Annotated in this window: 17 protein-coding genes and 4 pseudogenes; 8 read left to right on the plus strand and 13 right to left on the minus strand. The window is 62.2% G+C overall.

Annotated elements, in window-relative coordinates:
- Positions 1-123, minus strand: a 123-nt coding sequence (gene rpmF / locus JNK99_RS12030; protein ID WP_291853387.1) for a 50S ribosomal protein L32, incomplete at its 3' end; no start/stop codon positions are given.
- Between the two features lie 21 nt (positions 124-144).
- On the minus strand, positions 145-639 hold the full coding sequence (locus JNK99_RS12035; RefSeq protein WP_291853340.1) for a YceD family protein: 495 nt from the start codon (positions 637-639) through the stop codon (positions 145-147).
- A gap of 116 nt (positions 640-755) precedes the next feature.
- Here JNK99_RS12035 and JNK99_RS12040 point away from each other — a divergent pair, with 116 nt between their 5' ends.
- The gene (locus JNK99_RS12040) at positions 756-1,346 is read left to right on the plus strand and encodes a Maf family nucleotide pyrophosphatase (protein ID WP_291853343.1); all 591 of its coding nucleotides are present in this window, start codon (positions 756-758) and stop codon (positions 1,344-1,346) included.
- A 19-nt stretch (positions 1,347-1,365) separates the two neighbouring features.
- Entirely contained in the window at positions 1,366-2,076 is a 711-nt protein-coding gene (locus JNK99_RS12045) for an SAM-dependent methyltransferase (RefSeq protein ID WP_291853346.1), read from the plus strand.
- Between the two features lie 15 nt (positions 2,077-2,091).
- On the opposite strand, the gene JNK99_RS12050 is transcribed toward JNK99_RS12045, so the two are convergent.
- From JNK99_RS12050 to JNK99_RS12065, 4 genes are read right to left on the minus strand one after another with little or no spacing between them, the layout of a single operon-like run.
- Complete coding sequence (locus tag JNK99_RS12050) at positions 2,092-3,045, minus strand: S49 family peptidase (RefSeq protein ID WP_291853349.1); 954 nt, start codon at positions 3,043-3,045, stop codon at positions 2,092-2,094.
- On the minus strand, positions 3,042-3,401 hold the full coding sequence (locus tag JNK99_RS12055; protein WP_291853352.1) for a Rieske (2Fe-2S) protein: 360 nt from the start codon (positions 3,399-3,401) through the stop codon (positions 3,042-3,044). Before JNK99_RS12055 ends, JNK99_RS12050 begins: the two co-directional genes overlap by 4 nt.
- Positions 3,380-4,036: an HAD-IIIA family hydrolase gene (locus tag JNK99_RS12060; RefSeq protein ID WP_291853355.1), complete on the minus strand. Its 657-nt coding sequence runs from the start codon at positions 4,034-4,036 to the stop codon at positions 3,380-3,382. The genes JNK99_RS12055 and JNK99_RS12060 overlap by 22 nt, the downstream gene beginning before the upstream one ends.
- Positions 4,020-5,003 (minus strand): RluA family pseudouridine synthase, encoded by a 984-nt coding sequence (locus JNK99_RS12065; RefSeq protein ID WP_291853358.1) that lies wholly within the window; start codon positions 5,001-5,003, stop codon positions 4,020-4,022. The genes JNK99_RS12060 and JNK99_RS12065 overlap by 17 nt, the downstream gene beginning before the upstream one ends.
- Before the next feature lie 403 nt (positions 5,004-5,406).
- Between JNK99_RS12065 and JNK99_RS12070 the strand changes: the two genes are divergently transcribed.
- Complete coding sequence (locus JNK99_RS12070; RefSeq protein WP_291853362.1) at positions 5,407-8,346, plus strand: Rne/Rng family ribonuclease; 2,940 nt, start codon at positions 5,407-5,409, stop codon at positions 8,344-8,346.
- Positions 8,347-8,510: 164 nt separating this feature from the next.
- Here the strand turns inward: JNK99_RS12070 and JNK99_RS12075 are convergent, their stop codons facing one another.
- On the minus strand, positions 8,511-8,807 hold the full coding sequence (locus JNK99_RS12075) for a hypothetical protein (RefSeq protein ID WP_291853390.1): 297 nt from the start codon (positions 8,805-8,807) through the stop codon (positions 8,511-8,513).
- On the opposite strand from JNK99_RS12075, the pseudogene JNK99_RS17695 reads away from it, so the two are divergent.
- Positions 8,767-8,907 (plus strand): annotated as a pseudogene (locus JNK99_RS17695) (DUF3299 domain-containing protein); the annotation flags it as partial. The gene JNK99_RS12075 and the pseudogene JNK99_RS17695 sit on opposite strands and share 41 nt — an antisense overlap.
- Before the next feature lie 198 nt (positions 8,908-9,105).
- On the opposite strand, the gene JNK99_RS12080 reads toward JNK99_RS17695, so the two are convergent.
- The 3 genes from JNK99_RS12080 to JNK99_RS12090 all read right to left on the minus strand — a co-directional run bounded on the left by JNK99_RS12080 (position 9,106) and on the right by JNK99_RS12090 (position 12,199).
- On the minus strand, positions 9,106-9,969 hold the full coding sequence (locus JNK99_RS12080) for an endonuclease/exonuclease/phosphatase family protein (RefSeq protein WP_291853365.1): 864 nt from the start codon (positions 9,967-9,969) through the stop codon (positions 9,106-9,108).
- Entirely contained in the window at positions 9,966-11,330 is a 1,365-nt protein-coding gene (locus JNK99_RS12085) for a hypothetical protein (RefSeq protein ID WP_291853369.1), read from the minus strand. The genes JNK99_RS12080 and JNK99_RS12085 overlap by 4 nt, the downstream gene beginning before the upstream one ends.
- 125 nt (positions 11,331-11,455) lie before the next feature.
- Positions 11,456-12,199 (minus strand): SRPBCC family protein, encoded by a 744-nt coding sequence (locus JNK99_RS12090; RefSeq protein ID WP_291853372.1) that lies wholly within the window; start codon positions 12,197-12,199, stop codon positions 11,456-11,458.
- 305 nt (positions 12,200-12,504) lie between these two features.
- Between JNK99_RS12090 and JNK99_RS12095 the strand changes: the two genes are divergently transcribed.
- Positions 12,505-13,137, plus strand: coding sequence for an MBL fold metallo-hydrolase (locus JNK99_RS12095; RefSeq protein ID WP_291853376.1), 633 nt, complete (start codon positions 12,505-12,507; stop codon positions 13,135-13,137).
- Positions 13,138-13,275: 138 nt separating this feature from the next.
- Here JNK99_RS12095 and JNK99_RS12100 read toward each other — a convergent pair whose 3' ends face one another.
- Positions 13,276-14,079, minus strand: coding sequence for a PEP-CTERM sorting domain-containing protein (locus JNK99_RS12100; RefSeq protein WP_291853378.1), 804 nt, complete (start codon positions 14,077-14,079; stop codon positions 13,276-13,278).
- Positions 14,080-14,292: 213 nt separating this feature from the next.
- Between JNK99_RS12100 and JNK99_RS12105 the strand changes: the two are divergent.
- The 3 pseudogenes from JNK99_RS12105 to JNK99_RS12115 form a co-directional block, all read left to right on the plus strand.
- A pseudogene (locus tag JNK99_RS12105) lies at positions 14,293-14,616 on the plus strand (transposase); the annotation flags it as partial.
- Positions 14,611-15,337: pseudogene (locus JNK99_RS12110) on the plus strand (ISAs1 family transposase); the annotation flags it as partial. The pseudogenes JNK99_RS12105 and JNK99_RS12110, both read left to right, overlap by 6 nt.
- Positions 15,333-15,562: pseudogene (locus JNK99_RS12115) on the plus strand (IS481 family transposase); the annotation flags it as partial. The pseudogenes JNK99_RS12110 and JNK99_RS12115, both read left to right, overlap by 5 nt.
- A gap of 214 nt (positions 15,563-15,776) precedes the next feature.
- Here the strand turns inward: JNK99_RS12115 and lpdA are convergent.
- Together lpdA and odhB are read right to left on the minus strand one after the other, a co-directional pair.
- Positions 15,777-17,213, minus strand: coding sequence for a dihydrolipoyl dehydrogenase (gene lpdA / locus JNK99_RS12120; RefSeq protein ID WP_291853381.1), 1,437 nt, complete (start codon positions 17,211-17,213; stop codon positions 15,777-15,779).
- A gap of 90 nt (positions 17,214-17,303) precedes the next feature.
- Positions 17,304-18,557 carry a 2-oxoglutarate dehydrogenase complex dihydrolipoyllysine-residue succinyltransferase gene (gene odhB / locus JNK99_RS12125; protein WP_291853384.1) on the minus strand — a complete coding sequence of 418 codons (1,254 nt, stop codon included), beginning with the start codon at positions 18,555-18,557 and terminating at the stop codon, positions 17,304-17,306.
- Between the last annotated feature and the right edge of the window lie 88 nt (positions 18,558-18,645).

Raw genomic sequence — 18,645 nt, forward strand, 5'->3', positions numbered from 1 at the left:
GTGATGGCGCAGGTGAACCTCGCCGGTCGTTGGCTCGGTAGCCAGCGGCATGCCGCTCAGGGAATCGTGCGCGCGGTGCATGCCACGCTTCGACGGTGATTTCTTGTTCTGCTGAACAGCCATGACTCACTCCTAGATACAGACTCACTCGACCTCGCCGTGCAGGCTGGCCAAAACGGAAAATGGTGACACTCTTGCCGACTCCAGTGCACTGCCAGGCAATGCGCAACCCTCGTGCCGCGGTGCGACGGGAAGCGCGAGAAGGATCTCGTCCTCGATCAACACGACCACATCAAGCGCCTTCTGATTGACCAGGAAATCCCTGGAGTCGTCCTCCAGTTCCTCCTGCGTCAGGTCAGCATCGTCATCCACGAACTCCAGCAGGCTGCGCAACTGCAACGGGTACGCGATAACCTCCAGGCAGCGCTGGCAACACAAGGACAAGACCCCATCGACCTCCAACAGCAGTTGCGGCCGGTCGCGCGGACCGACCCTGCCATTGACCCGATAGGTCAAGGAACCGGCACGATCGACCAGCAGATCGTGCACTCGGGTCAGCGTGGCAACCAGCAATTCGCCCTGCAGCGAGCCGCCATCACGTGCAAACAACTGACTGTCAATAACAACGGGGCGCGACATAAGGGCCGCATGATATTATTTCCCGCTTTTGAAGTCAAAGCAGGGCGACCGGAAAAGCTGCTATTTTCGGCATCTTTCGACCTCAGCCGGTGCGACGCACAGCAACTTGCTCCCCCATGACCACACTGCCGCTGATTCTTGCCTCGACCTCGCCGTTCCGCCGCGAACTTCTGGCCCGCCTCGGCCTGCCATTCGACACCGCCAACCCGGCCGTCGACGAAAGCCTGCTGCCCGGAGAAGCGCCCGAAGCGGGAGCGTTGCGCCTGTCTGAAGCCAAGGCCCGTGCCGTTGCCGGCGCACACCCCGACGCGCTGATCATTGGCAGCGACCAGGTGGCCTGCCTCGATGGTCAGGTTTTCGGCAAACCGGGAACGCACGACAAGGCGGTCCATCAATTGCGCACCATGCGCGGGCGCAGCGTGAACTTCTTCACCGGTCTGTGCCTGCTCAACGCGAGAAGCGGCCGCGCGCATCGACGCGGCGTGCCGACCCTGGTCACCTTCCGCGACCTGCGTGACGACGAGATCGAGAACTACCTGTGCCGGGAAAAGCCGTACGACTGCGCCGGCAGCGCCAAATCCGAAGGCCTCGGGATCGCCTTGATTGAGCGCATCACCGGTGACGACCCGAACGCACTGATCGGTCTTCCGTTGATCGCCCTCTGCGATCTGCTGCGACTCGAGAACGTTTCGCCCCTGCTGCGGTGAACTCCCGGGTCTCAGCCGGATGAACGCCGGCCGGCTCTACCTGCTCCCGGTCCCGCTCGGCCAGAGCGAGATGGCGGCTGCCCTGCCGGCAACGGTGCTCGCCTGCGCCCGCCGGTTGAGGCACTTCGTCGCCGAGAACGCCAAGACCGCCCGCGCCTTTCTCAAGGCTCTGCCATCCGACTGGCCGCTACAGGAGGTCGTCATTCAGGAACTCAACGAACACACCCCGGCCAGCGCGCTGCAGCAACTGCTCGCCCCGGCTCGGGCCGGATGCGACCTCGGCCTGATCTCCGAAGCCGGCTGTCCGGCCATCGCCGATCCCGGCTCCGGCCTGGTGGCGCTGGCTCATCGGCAGGGCGTCCGGGTCGTGCCGCTGGTCGGCCCCTCGTCGCTGCTGCTCGCCCTGATGGCCTCCGGCCTGAGCGGCCAGAGCTTCGCCTTTCACGGCTACCTGCCGAGCGGCACCGAGGAGCGCGAAAAGCGCCTGCGTGAACTGGAGAAGGAGTCGCGGCAGCAGCAGCGGACCCAGATTTTCATCGAAACTCCCTACCGCAACCGCCAGATGCTCGCCTCCCTGGTCAGCGCCTGCGCTCCGGCAACACGCATCTGTGTCGCCACCGACCTGACGCTGGCGAGCGAACAGATCATCAGCCGCCCGCTTGCCGAGTGGCAGCGCCAGACGCTACCCGAGATCAACCGCCGACCGACCGTCTTCCTGATGCAGGCTTGAGCAGCACCGTCAGGCTCAGCGAAACAGCGGCCGCGTAATGCCGAGCAGCGCCCCCAGGGCACCCTCTGCCGAATCGGCACGTAAACGCTTGGCAAAGCGCTCGGCCAGGTTCTCCTTGACCGTGAACTCGACAGTTCTCTCTGCCTTGATCACGTCGCGGGCCACCGACCCAACGGTGCCAAAACCATCGGCCAGACCGAGGCCGATACTCTGACTGCCGGTCCACATCAGGCCCGAAAACAGATCTGGAGTCTCCTTCAGTCGGTCGCCGCGCCCACGCCGCACCACCTCGATGAATTGCGAGTGGATCTCGCGCAGCAGCACCTGCGCATGCTGCTTCTGCCTTGCGTCCTGCGGCGAAAATGGATCAAGAAAACCCTTGTTCTCACCGGAGGTCAGTAGCCGCCGTTCAATGCCGAGCTTCTCCATCGTCCCGGTGAAGCCAAAGGCATCCATCAGGACACCGATCGAACCGACGATGCTGGCCTTGTCGACAAAGATCTTGTCGGCCGCCACGGCAACGTAGTACCCCCCGGAAGCACAGACATCCTCGACCACCGCGTAAAGCGGGATCTGCGGATGCTTGGTGCGCAGGCGACGGATCTCGTCGTGCACAATTCCCGCCTGCACCGGACTGCCGCCCGGGCTGTTGACCCGCAGGATGACACCGGCCGTACCCTTGTCGGAAAAAGCTGCTTCGAGCGCGTCGTTGATGTTCTGGGAACTCGCCTCACCCTGCGCCTCGATCGTGCCGCGCAGATGGATGACTGCGGTATGTCTGCCTTCGGTAAGCTGTTCGGAGCTATGCCCATCAACCAGCAGCAGCAGAATCGCGACCAGGTAGGCGAGGCCGGCCAGCTTGAAGAAGATGCCCCAACGCCTCTTCGCCCGCTGCTCCTTCAAGGCAGCGAAAGCGACCTTTTCCAGTAACTGCCGTTCCCAATGTGGTTCGTCTTCAGGGGTGTTCAAGGTTTCTGCTCGCTCGGGGTTAGGTAGATCGCGCCATCACGTTCTTCGACGGGTAACGGCGTCAACCCCCGGCCGTTACAGCGACCGCCGAGACAGCGGCCATCTGCCGGAGAGTAAAGCGCGCCGTGTGTTGCGCAGATCAAGTATAACTTGGAATCGTCGAAGAACTCGTTGTGCCGCCAGTCGAGTTCGACGGGCACATGGCCGCAGCGATTGAGATAGGCAAACACGCGCCCATCGAAGCGCACGGCAAATGCCGGCTCTTCCGCACCCTGCCGCTGGAGCGTGAAGCGCACTCCGGGACCCCCATCGAGCAAGTCAGCGGAACGGCAGATCAGGCGTGGCTGCGCAACCATTCGGCAAGCTCCTCCAGCTTGTGCAGGCGTGCCAGCGGCTTCAGCGCATCCAGCGCCGCCGCCGGATGCGCGCCATAGGCCACCGCCAGGCAGCAAACCCCGGCGTTGTTCGCCATCTGCAGGTCGTGCGTTGTATCGCCGATCATCAGCGCCCGCTCCGGCTCGACCGACAGCTCGGCGAGCAGCTCTTCGAGCATCTGCGGATGCGGCTTCGAGAAACACTCATCGGCACAGCGCGAGGCGTGAAAGAAGGCGCCCAGGCCACTCTGCCGCAAGGCCCGTTCGAGACCAAGACGGCTCTTGCCGGTCGCCACGGCGAGCAGGAAACCTGCCGCCGCAAGCTCGGCAACCAACTCGGCAACACCCTCGAACAACTGCAGCTCGTGGTCGCGCGACAGGTAATGGTAACGATAACGTTCAACCAGCTCGGGGTAGCTCGCCTCCGGCAAGGTCGGCAAGGCGTGCTGCAATGCGTCCCGCAGACCAAGTCCGATCACATGTCTTGCCCTTTCCTCAGGCGGTGGAGGCAGACCAAGATCGCAGCAGGCGGCGTTGATCGCACCGACAATGGCGCCCGCCGAGTCGAGCAGGGTGCCGTCCCAGTCGAAAACCAGCAAGTCAAATCGCCGCGCCATAATCCTGTTTCTCCTTCGCCGAGAGACCCTGGATGAATCCCTTCAACACTGCCGGCAGCGCTGCTTCGAGCAAAAGCTCCCGGCCGTCCAGCGGATGCCGCAGGCGCATCTGCGAGGCGTGCAGGAACATTCTTTTCAACCCCTCCCGCGATAGCGTCCGGTTGAGCGCAAAATCACCGTACTTCTCGTCGCCGGCGATCGGATAACCGAGATGCGCGAGATGCACGCGAATCTGGTGCGTGCGTCCCGTCCTCAGCTCGGCCTCGAGCAGGCTGAAGCGCTCCCAGCGCGCCAGCAGACGGAAGACGGTATGCGCAATCTTGCCCTCCTCGGCAACGCGCACGCGCCGCTCACCCGATGGCTGAAGATACTTGAGCAATGGCAGTCGCACGTTGCGCAGCGGATCCATCCAGCGACCGGCAACCAACACCAGATAGCGCTTGTCCGCACCGCGGCCGGCAGCCCCTTCCCGAAACATTTCGTGCAGGGCCAGCAGGGCCGAGCGTTTCTTGCCAAGCAAGAGAATTCCCGAAGTCTCGCGGTCGAGTCGATGCGCCAGTTCGAGAAAACGTGCCTGCGGCCGCTGCCGCCGCAGCGCTTCGATAACCCCGAAGCTCTCGCCGCTACCACCATGCACGGCGATGCCCGCCGGCTTGTCGATCACCAGCAGACCTTCGTCTTCATAGACCAACGGCAAATGAACCTTCAATTCGGCACCCGCCACCGCCTCCTGCTCGAGGCTGGCGATGCGCAGTGGCGGAATGCGCAAAAGGTCGCCGCTCTGCAGCCGATACGAGACCTCCGCCCGGCGGCCATTCACCCGCACCTGGCCACTGCGCACAATGCTGTACACATGGCTCTTGGGTACTCCCTTGCAGGTTTTCAACAACAGATTATCGAGCCGCTGGCCGTGTTCATTCTCGGTGATTAGCTGCTGAGTAACGGAGTTTTTGCTAAGCTGGGTCATTTTGAATATACTTCGATTGATTTGCGTCTTGAGTCGAAAGAGGCGCTGACCCGTGAGACCGTCGAGCGACGCCGATTCCGAAGCCATAGTGACGCACTTTCCGGCAGGCCTCAGCCGCTTCGCTTGCGCCCCGTTGCGCAAGATCCACTCAACGTCAATCACCTGGTTAAGTACGCTCACCACAAAGTAGCGATACTACTTGAACTGCGCGCGCCTAGCACCTGCGGAGCGGCTCTGGCAGATTCCCGAGACCTTGTTTTTCAAGGCCCGACGAGCAATCGAGTCGGCGAGATTTCCCTATTGGTTGCACTATCGGAGAGCCCCTCAAGCCTCCCAACGACAACTAATCCGTTGCTGCCTGCACCAGGCCCAGCCCCCGTCAAAGCGCGCGGGAGCCCAACTTATGAAACGCATGCTGTTCAACGCGACACAGGCCGAGGAACTCCGTGTCGCCATTGTCGACGGTCAGAAGCTCATTGACCTGGACATCGAATCGGCCAACAAGGAGCAAAAAAAGAGCAACATTTATAAAGCAGTCATTACCCGTCTGGAACCCAGTCTGGAAGCGGCTTTTGTCGATTACGGGTCGGAGCGGCACGGCTTTCTGCCCTTCAAGGAAGTCTCGCGCGCCTACTTCCAGCCCGGCATCGATACCGGCCGGGCAAGCATCAAGGAGGCGCTGCGCGAGGGCCAGGAACTGATCGTCCAGGTGGACAAGGACGAACGCGGCAACAAAGGGGCGGCGCTGACCACCTTTGTCAGCCTTGCCGGTCGCTACCTGGTGCTGATGCCGAACAACCCGCGCGGTGGCGGCGTCTCGCGCCGCGTCGAAGGGGCCGAGCGCACCGAACTGCGCGAAGTCATGGACCAGTTGCAGGTGCCCCAGGGAATGAGCCTGATCGCCCGAACGGCCGCCATCGGGCGCAACGCCGAAGAGTTGCAGTGGGATCTCAACTACCTGCTGCAGTTGTGGAAGGCCATTGCAGCAGCCGCCGATCAGCAACAAGGGGCTTTCCTGATCTACCAGGAGGGCAGCCTGGTGATCCGTGCCATACGCGACTACTTCCAGCCCGACATCGGCGAAATCCTCATCGACACCGACGAAGTCTTCGACCAAGCAAGGCAATTCATGGAGCACGTGATGCCGGGCACGGTCAATCGCATCAAGCGCTATCGCGATGACGTTCCGCTTTTCTCGCGCTTCCAGATCGAACATCAGATCGAATCGGCCTACTCCCGCCAGGTCGGCCTACCATCGGGTGGAGCCATCGTCATCGACCATACCGAAGCCCTGGTTTCGGTCGATGTGAACTCGGGCCGCTCGACGCGCGGCGCCGACATCGAGGAAACTGCGCTCAAGACCAATCTCGAGGCAGCCGAGGAAGTGGCCCGGCAACTGCGCCTGCGTGACCTCGGCGGCCTGATCATCATCGATTTCATCGACATGGAGAATCAGCGCAACCAGCGCGAAGTCGAGAATCGCGTCCGCGAGGCCCTGCGCTTTGACCGGGCGCGCGTCCAGACCGGCAAGATCAGCCGTTTCGGCTTGCTCGAGTTGTCACGTCAGCGCCTGCGGCCGGCACTTGCCGAAACCAGCTACATCCCCTGCCCGCGTTGTTCGGGAACCGGCCACATCCGCAGCACCGAATCCGCCGCGCTGCACATCCTGCGCATCCTCGAAGAGGAAGCAATGAAGGACAACACCACAGCAGTGCATGCGCAGGTACCGGTCGATGTCGCCACTTTCCTGCTCAATGAGAAGCGAACCGATGTCCAGGCGGTGGAATTGCGGCACAAGGTCAGCGTCCTGCTGATCCCCAATATCCATCTCGAAACACCTCAGCATTCGGTGACGCGCCTTCGTCATGACGACACCGCGCAGGAAGATTTGCAACAGGCATCGTACCGCATGGTCGTCCTGCCGACCGAGGACGAAGGCAAAGACACGGCGTCTGGCGGCGACCTAAAAACCCAGCGCCCGGAAGCGGCCATCAAGGGTGTCACGCCATCACAACCCGCACCGATCATCGCCGACACACCGATGGTGAACAGCGCAAGGCCCGAGACCGCAGCCAGCCGCTTCCTGCGCCGGATCGTTTCCTGGTTCCGCCACGAGGAGCCGCCACCGGCCATCGCCGAGACGGCTCCCGCGCGACGGACCAGCAGTCCGCTCCGGGAAGCGACGCGCGACCCGCGTCGAAGCGGCGGACGCGGCGCTCGGCGCGACGAGACACGCGACCTCAGTATGCCGGAAACGCGTCCCAACCGTGACCAGAAGGAGCCGCCACAAACCCAGACACCGGCACGCAACGAAGCCGCCAAACCACGGGATGCACGCGAACCACGCGAAACCGGAATCCCGCGCGAACCCGCGACAGCGCGCGAACCGCGCCGTCAACGTGGCGAACGCCGGCCACCCGCCGACACCTCGGTCGCCGCGAGCGGCAGCAGCCCCGCAACGACAGCAGTTGCCGCCACACGCAGCCCCCAGGCACCGCTTCCAACGCCAGGCACCGAGCCGGGTACTGACGAGGCAGCGGCACCAGCGCGCCGCCGTGGACGTCGGGGGGGCCGCCGTGAACGGGGTGAAAGAACCGAGAGCCAGGTCGAACCGCAGAACGGAACAGTTGCCGTAACGGCGAGCGCCAATGAAAGCGCCGGAGAGGAGATCGTCAGCCTGCCCGCAGCGGCATTGGCCCGTCCTACAAACGAGATGGCGCCGGGACTAGCCGCCGGCAGTACTGGCGTGGCAGATGTTCCATCGGGGCCAGGCGTCCCGGCATCAGCCGACGTCATCGCGGGCGCGACCACCCCTGGCGAAGAGGGAACCCCAGCACTGACCGACACCCGGCCTTCCACCGAAGCGCATGCCCCGGTGTCGGTGACCGTGCCGCGAGCGGTGGAAGCCGCCGCGGGAGCAGAACCGGCGTTCACAGTGGCACCCTCTCCCGCTGCACCGACAACCAGCGAATCCGCCTCCCCAACCGAACTGCTGGAACAGACCATGTTGCCAGCGGTCGGCACCTCACTGGCTGCGACGTCACTGTCCGGAGAAGCGGCCGCGGTGGCTGCGGAGTTCGCCGTGCCAGCCAGCGGCGAACAAGACACGGTCGCCAACGAACCGCCGGCGCCACCACAAGCGGCCGCGGAAGTCGCGTCATCGATCGTCATCCAGCAGGCAGTCGAAAACAGCGGCCTGATCATGGTGGAGACCAGTCGGGACAAGCTTGCCCCACCACCGGTCGTGGCGGGCGAAGAGGCTGCACCGTCCCGCCCCAGGCGTCGACGCGCCCCGGTAGTCATCCCGGATGAGCCGCTGGTAATGGTCGAGACACACAAGTAGACGGCAGATATGCAATGCGAACGGTAGCATGCCTGTGCGCGGCAAGCCGGTCGGCGGGGCATGCAGCCCATCCCGGCCGGCGGGCCCGCACTGGCGAAGCAGCCACAACTGCCCGTGAAATTGCCCACTTTGCCGCGCCCGGAGACGAGCCAGGGGGAAAAGCACTACCCCCTCGCCTGCTCCTTGCTCACAGTCATCAAAGACCGGCCCCCAGACACAGGAAGATCCCATGCAGCCGATTTGCCGGGGCGCAGGACGACAGTCACCTGAGCGCCGGAATGGGCCTCGAACACCAGCAAGGGCAGGTAGTAATGGTGGTTGTAAAAGGTTAGAAAGCGCTCACCCAAGCCAAGCTGGCCTGGACAGGCCCCAGTCGAAAGCACGCTGAACGGACAGAAGGTACGCTTGGCCGGCTTTGTCGTGCCGCTCGAACGTAAGGGCGAGCAGATCAGCGAATTCATGCTGGTGCCTTACCTCAGCGCCTGCATCCACGCGCGACTACCAGCCAAGCAGATCATCCACGTCGTTCCACAAAAGCCCGTCAGCGGCCTGCGCACCATGGATGCCATGTGGGTCAGCGGTACGTTGCAGATCGATCGCAGCGATCCCGGCATGGGGGCGTGGCCGGCTACGGCATGCGTGGCGATGCGCTGGCGCCCTACAAGCCGGCCGAGAAGTCATGAAGCCGCCAAGCCTGAGCCCACCGGCCCCGCACAATGCACTCTGGGCCCCCTTCGGGCCGCCGCCGAGAACCCCAACTCAGGGTGCCGGTCGGCCAACATTGGGCGGACTCGCGCCGGCACGCAGCGGGCGCAGTTCGAGTTCGGCGATCAACGGAGCATGATCCGAGCAACGGGCCCAGGCCAGCCCCTTGGGAACGTACATGTCGAGCACATGGAAGCCGCGGACGTAGATGCGGTCGAGGGTCAGCCATGGTGCAAAGCTCGGGAAGGTGCGCGCGACGCCAGCCTGCGTCTGGCTCGCCGTGCGCCAAGGCAATAACCAGTCGAGCACGCCGCGGTCGGGCGTGTCGGGGTGCGACGCGACAGCCACTTCGTCGACGCCAAGCCGGTCGCGCAACAGTCCATCGACCCGCTGTTGCCAATCGTTGAAATCACCGGCGATGATCAATGGCGCCCGCACCGGCACTTCGCGATGCACGAAATCGGCGAGAAAGGTGGCCTGACGCAGGCGGCTGCGTTTGATCAGCCCGAAATGCACGCAGATCAGGTGCACCTCCCTGCCCCATCCGCGGCCGAAACGCGTGACGGCGTGCAGCAGGCCGCGTTTTTCCAGCAAGTGATCGGAGATGTCATGGTTGGCGTGGGCAACGATGCGGTGGCGGGAGAGGATCGCGTTGCCATGGTGCCCATGCGGGTAAGCCGCATTCATGCCATAAGCACGGTGCTCATAGCAGCCAGTGGCCAGGAAGTCGAGCTGCGTACCGGACGACGGGTAGCCCGGATGACGGGCCAGCCGTTCGTTGCGATCCTGCACCTCCTGCAGGAAAACGATGTCGGCGTCGATCGCCTCGAGTGCCTGGCGCACGTCATGGATACGTGGCCGCCCGCGGATCCCGGTCACCCCTTTGTGGATGTTGTAGGTGGCGACCCTGAGCTTCATGGTTTCGGCCGACCTCCACCGGCAGGTTCCTCGCTCTGCGGCACGTACTCGAAGTAACGATCGAGCAAAGTCGGATCGTCGAAGTGTCGCCGTCCGACGAAGGCGGTCGCGTGCCGCCCCCATTGCCGCATCTGCCCCGCGCTGAGAATCCCCATCGGCCAGAAATAGAAGCGCTCGAGTCGCTCGCTGCCAGCAATCAGGCCGTCAGGGCCAAAAGCACTGCGCGTGCCACCGCCAGGCAGCGGCAATGCGCGCAACTGATCTTCGTCGTGCAAGTTCAGAGCGATACCCGGCTTGCCCGAACTGGGCACGACCTCAACTTGCTGCAGATAGTGTGTCCCGGCTGCGAGTTTGAGTACGACGCGCTCGTCCACCGCCGGCGCGCGCAGTGCCTGCGGAGCGAAGAGTCCTTCGTCGATGCTTTCTTCCTGCCGCCAAGCGCGTAGGCGCTCACTGGGAACGAAGAGATGATAGCAACCACAAGGGTGAATCGTGTCGTAGACCAGGGGTGCTCCATCCTCGGCCAGAGTAACGCGCCACAGCAGGCCGTCCAGTTGCCCGGCAAGAAGGTCGTGAGCCTGAGTCGGCGGGCGTGCCGCAAACCAGATAGTGTAACTCAGTTGCAACAGCCATCGACCGCCCAGTTGCGCGTGTCCCGTCCGTACATAGAGTGTCGGGGACTCGGGGGCCACGCCGATCTGCGCGGGCCCAACCCCGTCATGCTGCCAGACCAGTTCGCCGGGGTGATCATGCGCACCCTCGGTCTCGATCTCGAGTTGCGGCGCGTGGCGCATGATCAGACTGGCCAGCAACGAGCGGGAAATCACCGGCAGACCCAAAGCGGGCAGGTTCCTGACCATCGGCAGGCTCTGCGGCGACGATGTCGGAACGTAACGCTGGCGTCGATGCGCGCCGGGATCGGCGGAGGTGTGCGCGGCAAACCCGGCTAATGTCTCTTCCTGCCAGCGCCGAATGCCGGCGGCGAAAGCGTAGCGGGTCAAGAGATAGAGGCCCAGGGCACGCTGGCTGGTCGAGTAGTCGTCGGGCACACGGGCGGCGGCAAGCAAGGCCGTCATCTCGTCCCGGTCGGCCACCGCCAGCCGCTGTCGACAAACCGCCAAGGCATCGACTGACACTGCCGCAACCTGATTTGCGTTGACAAGCTCGAAACCGCGGTCGGTATCGTCGAGGGCCACCAGCGCTGCGTGCCATTCCTGTACCTGATCGACTGGATCGCCCACCCTGGGTGCCAGTTGCGTCAGCACGCGATCGACGCGCAGGTGGGGGAAGCCCGGCACGCGGGTCGACTGGGCGTCACGCGTGCCGGCCTCGTCAACCAACCGGTCGCTGACTTGGAACATTCGGGCGCACTCCCCAAGCGCATCGTCACGCTGCACGCGCTGCTGCGCCGGCGGCTGCGCATGCGGATCGAAGCTGGCACAACCGAACAAGCAGCAGCAACCGAGCACCGGGAGCAACCAAACCCTCATCCGGGATTCTCCGCAGCGGCCGCCACCTGGCGCCGCTCAATCTCGCGCAGCATCGCCTCGAATTGCTGGCGCATCGTCTGCCGCACAGCGCTGACCCCGAACAGCGGACCGATCAGCGGCGGCAGCGGCGCCGCCAACTCGAATTGTGCGTCGTATTCAAGGCGCACAGCAGGACGCTGGGGCAACCCGCCGGGGGTCAACGTGTAGCGTCCTTTGAAGCTGCGCAGCGTCGAATCGTCCGCCCGCTCCAATGGCGGTGCCAGGCTTGCCAGAATGGTGGTGCAAGGCAGATGCTGCACGTTCAGACGGACTTGCACTGGCAGGTCGAAGAAGAGCACGGTGAATACTCCCGACTGCTCGATGGTCAGTCGGTTACCGTCGCGTTCCAGGACGCGGGCACGTGTGACGCCCGGGACGAAGTCACGCAAACGCTCGTAATCGGTCAACGTTTCCCACACCACGCGTGCTTCGGCAGCCAATTGGGCGCTGGCGCGAACGCTATAGGCCTCGCCATCACGGCGCACTTCGATCTGCACCAGAGCTCTGCCCTGGGCTGCGGCAGTGGAGCAGATTGCCGACGCGAGCAGGCCGACCGCCGCTGCCCGACGAACGCGCTGCGTTCTTTGCCTCGCACCGGCGGACACCCGGCTTGGCCAGAACGCAGCCATCGAGCCCGACCGAATCGCCGTACAGTCTTCCGAAAACGAGTGAGTCCGCATCAGAAAGGGTAGAGGAATCATGCTTGGCGGCTCCAATTCCAGCCGATCAAAGATGTTGCCCACGCCGAGCGCGCAGCGAAGCCGCACGCTGACCGGCAACCCATAACGGCCCCGGTAAGTATGTCCGCACCGCAGGTGAGCGTCAATCGCGCTGGGTCACTGGCTGCTGACCAGCGACCTGATCGGCAACCTCAACCACCAGTGCTGGGTAACATCCAGAGCACCGCCGAACGGACTTCCCTCGGCGATCGGCAAAGCACGTCGCTGGCAGAAGCTCTGCTATACTGCGCGCTCTCCGTCACCCCAATGCGCAAGACCGTCGATCAATGAAATACCAGATCATCCCGGTGACTCCCTTCGAGCAGAACTGCAGCCTGCTATGGTGCGAGCACACCCGGCGCGGTGCCGTGGTTGATCCGGGTGGAGACGTGTCACGCATCCTGCGTGCGGTTGAAAAGCACGGTGTCGAACTCGAAAAGATCCTCGTAACACATGGCCATATCGACCATGCCGGCGCCGTTGCCGAACTGGCGGAGCGCCTTGCGCTACCGATCGAAGGTCCGCAGCGCGAGGATCTGTTCTGGATCGAAGGAATGCCAGCGCAAAGCCGGATGTTCGGTTTCCCGAACGTGCGCGCCTTCACCCCCGACCGCTGGCTGGCGCATGGAGACTCGGTGGGCTTCGGCAATGTCGAAATGGAGGTGCTGCATTGTCCCGGACACACACCAGGGCACATCGTCTTTTTTGATCGAGGCGGCCGCTTGGCGATCGTTGGCGATGTTCTTTTCCAGGGTTCGATTGGCCGTACCGATTTCCCCAAGGGAGATTTCGACACCCTCATTTCATCGATCCGCAACCGGTTGTGGCCACTCGGCAATGATGTGGCGTTCATTCCCGGGCACGGACCCATGTCGACGTTTGGTGCCGAGCGACGCAGCAACCCATTCTGTGGCGGCTGAAAAACCGAACCCGTCGCAGGGTTCCAGCCACCATAGCATCCTTGGCCCGGCAAGCCGTCCACAGCGGAGCCCCCTGAAAAAACGGCGGTTAAAGACCGCCGTCGTCAATCAAGGGCACGGCGAGCGCGAGATCAGTCCTTACTTACGGCGTCTTTTGCCAGCAAAAGCAGCCAGCCCGAAACTCAGCAGAGCCAAAGTAGCCGGTTCTGGCGCCTGACCCTGACCGACGTCACCCGAAGTGTCAGAGGCCGTGATGAGGAAATTGTCAAGCGCCGCATAGCCACCCACCAACTCGTCAATCTGCAGAATCACGTTACCATTGGTGTTACCAGTCGCATCCAGTGCAACGATGTGGTTAGTCCAGTCAAATGTGTTCTTCAACGCGGTGGCGGTTCCCGTGATCTCAGCAAAATCCAGCAAGATTCCGCCGCCTATGCCCACCCCCCCAGCCGGATTGTCATAGAGCGAAAAGCGAAAGGTTGGCGCTTGCCCACCCAGGGGCACAAACGGCCCGCCCCAGTTATTGAGATCGATCGACGACACATCAAGCTTGAAATTGAGGAACTTGTACGCACCAACATTGAACGAAAGACCCAGACGATCATCCTGGGCAGAGGAGAGCATGCTGATCGCGTGGCGCCCCGCTATTCCCTGCGGATCCCTGAAGCCCGTACCTCCCCAGGCTTGAGAGCCACCGATCAGAAGAGCTTCCACCGTAAAGGTCTGCGCAAACGAGAACCCGGCGGGCTGACCACCATAAAGCGTATTGATCGGATTCCACACATTGATGTCACCACCGTCGTTCACAAACGAGCCCGGGTTGGGATTCTCAAAATCTTGGGAGTACAACACCGTAGCGGCTTGGCTATTGGCACCAAAAACCATCGCAAAAACGAAGCCGCCGGCGACAACAATTTTCTTCAGTTGCTGAAATGTTTCCATGATGGCCTCCTTTGAAATGTCCTATTGCCCTATCTTCCACACACCTTGGCGTGACATTCATCAAGAAGCAAAATCCGGGCCAACCAAGCAGTCAATAAAGGACGCCCCTGTTAAATCAGGTTCGTCAACAGCTAACGAAACCTGCCCTGAGACTCGGAGTTGGAGTACCTGTAAAATTCTCCGACAACCGTTCGGCGGTCACGGGGCACCGCCGCTGCGAATGAATCAGACGTGGGGCAGACGCACAAGCGGCTGCACGACGACGAAAAGCACGTGCACAGTGACGCCGCGGCTACCAGGGCGCGCACAAGCGCGAGGAACTGAAAGGCTGTACGGCCGGGTTCGTCATTACGCGCAGGCGCTCGACGTACAAGAAACTCGACGAGGCAGACCCGGTGCGCAAGCTCATCGAGAAGGCGGAGCATCCGCTCGAAGGTCGAGCACGTGTTCCACGTGGTGAAGAACCGGTTCCGTCACCGCAAGTGCCGCTACAAGGGATTGGCAAAGAATACGGCGCAACGGCAGGTGCTGTTCGCGACGGAATGGGGCATCGCGCTGGGCCAGGAAAAGGTCGCCAGCAAGAGCAATGAGATCACCGCCCTCCCGGAACTGCTCAACGCACTGTCTATCAACGGGTTGCTGGTCACCATCGATGCCCTGGGATGTCAGAAGAGCCTTGCCCGTCAGATCACCGATCAAGGGGTGACCACCTGCTAGCAGTCAAAGGCAATTAGCCGACGCTCCGGGAAGCCATCAAGACCGAGTTCATTGACCAGTATCCATCCGAGGCGGTCGACCGTCAGAGGCCCGCAAGTCCCACGGTCGCATCGTCGGACAGATCGCCTCGGTGCTGCCCGCGCAAGGCCTCGCTGATCTGGCGGACTGGTCAAGTGCCGGACGATCTCTCTGGTCGACTCCCTGCGCCAGATCGGTGACCAAGAATCGGGCTTCGAGCGGCGTAACTACATCAGCTCTCGCGAGCTGACTGCCGAGCAACTTGCAGCCGCCGCGTGAAACCCTTGGGGCGTGGAGAACCGACTTCACTGGGTATACTCGACGTCAGCTTTGGTGAAGACGCCAGCACCGTGCGCAAGGACAACGCCCCACAGAGAATCTCTCCCTCTTGAAGAAAATCGTTCTCAACCTGATTCGCCTGGACATTACCGACAAAACCAGAACCAGCTTACGCCTGAAGCGCAAAGGAGCCGCTTGGGATGACGATGTCCGGGCAAGGATATTGCGCCTCATATCGCAATGACATCGTGCCTTTCTTCGAGAGCCACGGTGTGCCGTTGCTGCGCGTCCTGACGGATCGCGGCACCGAGTTCTGCGGCAAGGTCGAAAACCACACCTACCAGCTTTACCTGGTCGTGGAGAACATCGACCATAGCCGGACGAAAGCCATACGCTGCAGACCAACGGCATTTGCGAGCACTTCCATGAAACGCTCAAAAACGAGTTTTATGACATCCCGTTTCGCAAAAACGCGAGGACACCCACTGCGGCCAGCAGTCTGGTGGGCTAGCAACACCGCTGCAACCGTATCCACGATCTCTTGCACCGCCGCGACTGGCCGTCGCGTGTCCTCCCGCCTGCAGTACCGATGATTGGGGTGCGGCAAACCACTTTCCCCCTGTGTTGTGCTTGCTGATAAAGGATATCCTCCGCCAACGCAAAGCCAGCTGCGCGACGCAGCACTAGAAGTGCAGCGGCCGCTTGTCGCAGGCGAGAGCTGCTTCGTGGACAACCTCCGATAGCGTCGGGTGCGCGTGGCAAATGCGCGCCAAGTCTTCTGATGCAGCACCGAACTCCATCGCTACCACACCCTCCGAGATCAGCTCGGAAGCGTTCGCACCGATGACATGGACGCCAAGGATGCGGTCGGTCTCCGCGCAAGCGAGCATTTTGACAAAACCTGTCGGATCGCCCATTCCAAGCGCCCGACCATTGGCGGCAAACGGGATTTTGCCGACCCTGTAGGATATCCCTGCAGCCTTCAGTTGCTGCTCGGTCTTGCCTACCCAGGCAATTTCAGGACTGGTGTAAATGACCCAGGGAATGGTGTCGAAATTGCAGTGCCCGGCCTGACCGGCCATCATTTCAGCAACCATGACACCCTCTTCCATCGCTTTGTGCGCCAGCATCGGTCCGGCGACCACGTCACCTACTGCCCAGACCCCCGGCAGATTGGTTCGGCAATGTGAATCCACTTCGATCTGGCCACGGTCGTTCAGCTTGAGCCCAACCTTGTCGGCATCCAGTCCATCGGTGTTGGCAATGCGTCCGATGGACACGATCATTCGGTCGGCGTCGAGTTTGTGCTCGGTGCCTTCCTTGTCCGTATAGTCGATCGAGACACCCTTCTGCGAAACCTTGACGTCGCCAATCTCGATACCAAGGATGATCTTCAGTCCCTGCTTGGCAAATACCTTCGCGGCTTCCTTGGCTACATCGCCGTCGGCCAGCGACAGGAAATCCGGCAACGCTTCCAGGATGGTGACTTCCGCGCCCAGACGACGCCACACACTGCCCATTTCCAGCCCGATGACCCCGGCGCCGATGACCGCAAGTTTCTTCGGTACGCTGTCGATATCCAGTGCCCCGATGTTGTCACAGACAATTTCGTTATCGACCGGCACACCCGGCAGATGGCGTGCCTTGGAGCCGGTGGCCACGATGACCTGTTTGGCCTCGATCAGATCATCGCCCACCTTGATCTGCCAGACCTCGCTGTCGGCAGACCCCTTGCGGCCAACAAAACTGCCGTGCCCATTGAGCAGCGTCACCTTGTTCTTCTTGAACAGCCCCTTGATTCCGCTGGTCAGTTGCTTGACGATGCCGTTCTTGCGAGCGAGCATCTTGCCCACATCGATCGTCGCCGTGCCGACGGAGATCCCCTGCTCGGCAAAACTGTGACCAGTCTCCTCGAAGAGATGCGAAGTATGCAGCAACGCCTTCGATGGAATGCAACCAACGTTCAGGCAAGTTCCGCCGAGACGCGGCTCTCCCTTCGGATCCGCGTAGGCATTTGATTCACAGCAGGCAACATTGAACCCGAGTTGCGCAGCCCGAATGGCCGCCACATAGCCGCCCGGGCCACCACCGACAACAAGAACGTCAAAATGCTTGGACATGATAGGTTCCCTTTCTAACCGCAAAGACACGAAGGCACAAAGCCCGCACAGGGGAATTCTCCTGTGTCTCCGTGCCTCGGTGGCGAGTGGTTAAACGCCGAGCAACAGGCGAGCCGGATCTTCCAGCGCCTCCTTCATCGTCACCAAGCCGAGCACCGCCTCGCGACCATCGATGATGCGATGGTCATAGGACATCGCGAGATAGTTGATCGGACGAATCACCACCTGACCGCTCTCGACCACCGGACGGTCCTTGGTGGCGTGAATGCCGAGGATCGCAGATTGTGGTGGATTGATGATCGGCGTGGATAGCATCGAGCCGAAAACACCGCCATTCGAAATCGAGAAGGTACCGCCCGTCAAATCCTCCATCGACAACTTGCCGTCCTTTGCCTTGACGCCGAATTCGCCGATCTTCTTCTCGATATCGGCAATCGACATCTGGTCGGCGTCGCGCAAGATCGGCACGACCAAGCCACGCGGACTGCCAACGGCGATACCGATATCGATGTAGCCATGATAGACAATGTCGTTTCCGTCAACCGAAGCGTTGATCACCGGGAACTTCTGCAGCGCAGCCACGGCTGCCTTGACGAAAAAACCCATGAAGCCGAGCCGTACGCCGTGCGCTTTTTCGAAGCGCTCGCCGTACTGCTTGCGCAGTGCCATGATCGGGCCCATGTTGACTTCGTTGAAGGTGGTGAGAATTGCGTTGCTGGCTTGCGACTGGAGCAGGCGTTCGGCTACCCGAGCACGCAGCCGCGACATCGGCACGCGCTGTTCGGGCCGGTCGCCAAGAGGAACCGTAACCGCGGGAGCCGGCGCCAACGCCGGCACAGCACTTGCCGCAGGCGTCACCACAGGACCTGAAGCAGGAGTTGGGGCCGGTTTCGCCGGTACCTGCGCGGCCAGCGCGTCGGCCTTGGTGACCCGACCGCCGCGCCCACTGCCTATCACTTCGCCCGCCGCAATCCCCTTCTCTTCGAGAATCTTGCGCGCTGCCGGCAGAGCAACGCCGGCCGGACTGGCCGCAGGTGTGGTGGCCGGCACCTCCGCCTTCGCCGGTGCGGGCTTCGCGGCTGGCGTTGCCACCGCCCCAGCCTGCGCAGCCGTGTCGATACGCGCAATCACTTCACCGGCGACCACGGTATCCCCATCACCCTTGACAATTTCGACCAGCACCCCGCTATCCGGCGCGGGCAACTCGAGGACGACCTTGTCGGTCTCGATGTCAATCAGATTCTCATCCCGTGCAACGGCTTCGCCGGCCTTCTTGTGCCACGAGACCAGTGTCGCTTCGGCGACCGACTCGGAAAGCTGTGGAACTTTGACGTCGATGATCATGTTCTCTCCGTTCTAGGGCAGTTTGTAGTACTCGATCTCACCGAAGGCGGAGTCGATCAGAGCCTTTTGTTGGGCGTTGTGCTTGCTG

The organism is Accumulibacter sp. (assembly GCF_016789985.1).
GTDB lineage: Bacteria > Pseudomonadota > Gammaproteobacteria > Burkholderiales > Rhodocyclaceae > Accumulibacter.

Bases quoted from the DNA above. Each gene is read 5' to 3' on its own strand.
- JNK99_RS12035 (WP_291853340.1), bottom strand. From the start codon at position 639: ATGTCGCGCCCCGTTGTTATTGACAGTCAGTTGTTTGCACGTGATGGC.
- JNK99_RS12040 (WP_291853343.1), top strand. From the start codon at position 756: ATGACCACACTGCCGCTGATTCTTGCCTCGACCTCGCCGTTCCGCCGC.
- JNK99_RS12045 (WP_291853346.1), top strand. From the start codon at position 1,366: ATGAACGCCGGCCGGCTCTACCTGCTCCCGGTCCCGCTCGGCCAGAGC.
- JNK99_RS12055 (WP_291853352.1), bottom strand. From the start codon at position 3,401: ATGGTTGCGCAGCCACGCCTGATCTGCCGTTCCGCTGACTTGCTCGAT.
- JNK99_RS12060 (WP_291853355.1), bottom strand. From the start codon at position 4,036: ATGGCGCGGCGATTTGACTTGCTGGTTTTCGACTGGGACGGCACCCTG.
- JNK99_RS12065 (WP_291853358.1), bottom strand. From the start codon at position 5,003: ATGACCCAGCTTAGCAAAAACTCCGTTACTCAGCAGCTAATCACCGAG.
- JNK99_RS12070 (WP_291853362.1), top strand. From the start codon at position 5,407: ATGAAACGCATGCTGTTCAACGCGACACAGGCCGAGGAACTCCGTGTC.
- JNK99_RS12075 (WP_291853390.1), bottom strand. From the start codon at position 8,807: ATGAATTCGCTGATCTGCTCGCCCTTACGTTCGAGCGGCACGACAAAG.
- JNK99_RS12080 (WP_291853365.1), bottom strand. From the start codon at position 9,969: ATGAAGCTCAGGGTCGCCACCTACAACATCCACAAAGGGGTGACCGGG.
- JNK99_RS12085 (WP_291853369.1), bottom strand. From the start codon at position 11,330: ATGTTCCAAGTCAGCGACCGGTTGGTTGACGAGGCCGGCACGCGTGAC.
- JNK99_RS12090 (WP_291853372.1), bottom strand. From the start codon at position 12,199: ATGATTCCTCTACCCTTTCTGATGCGGACTCACTCGTTTTCGGAAGAC.
- JNK99_RS12095 (WP_291853376.1), top strand. From the start codon at position 12,505: ATGAAATACCAGATCATCCCGGTGACTCCCTTCGAGCAGAACTGCAGC.
- JNK99_RS12100 (WP_291853378.1), bottom strand. From the start codon at position 14,079: ATGGAAACATTTCAGCAACTGAAGAAAATTGTTGTCGCCGGCGGCTTC.
- lpdA (WP_291853381.1), bottom strand. From the start codon at position 17,213: ATGTCCAAGCATTTTGACGTTCTTGTTGTCGGTGGTGGCCCGGGCGGC.
- odhB (WP_291853384.1), bottom strand. From the start codon at position 18,557: ATGATCATCGACGTCAAAGTTCCACAGCTTTCCGAGTCGGTCGCCGAA.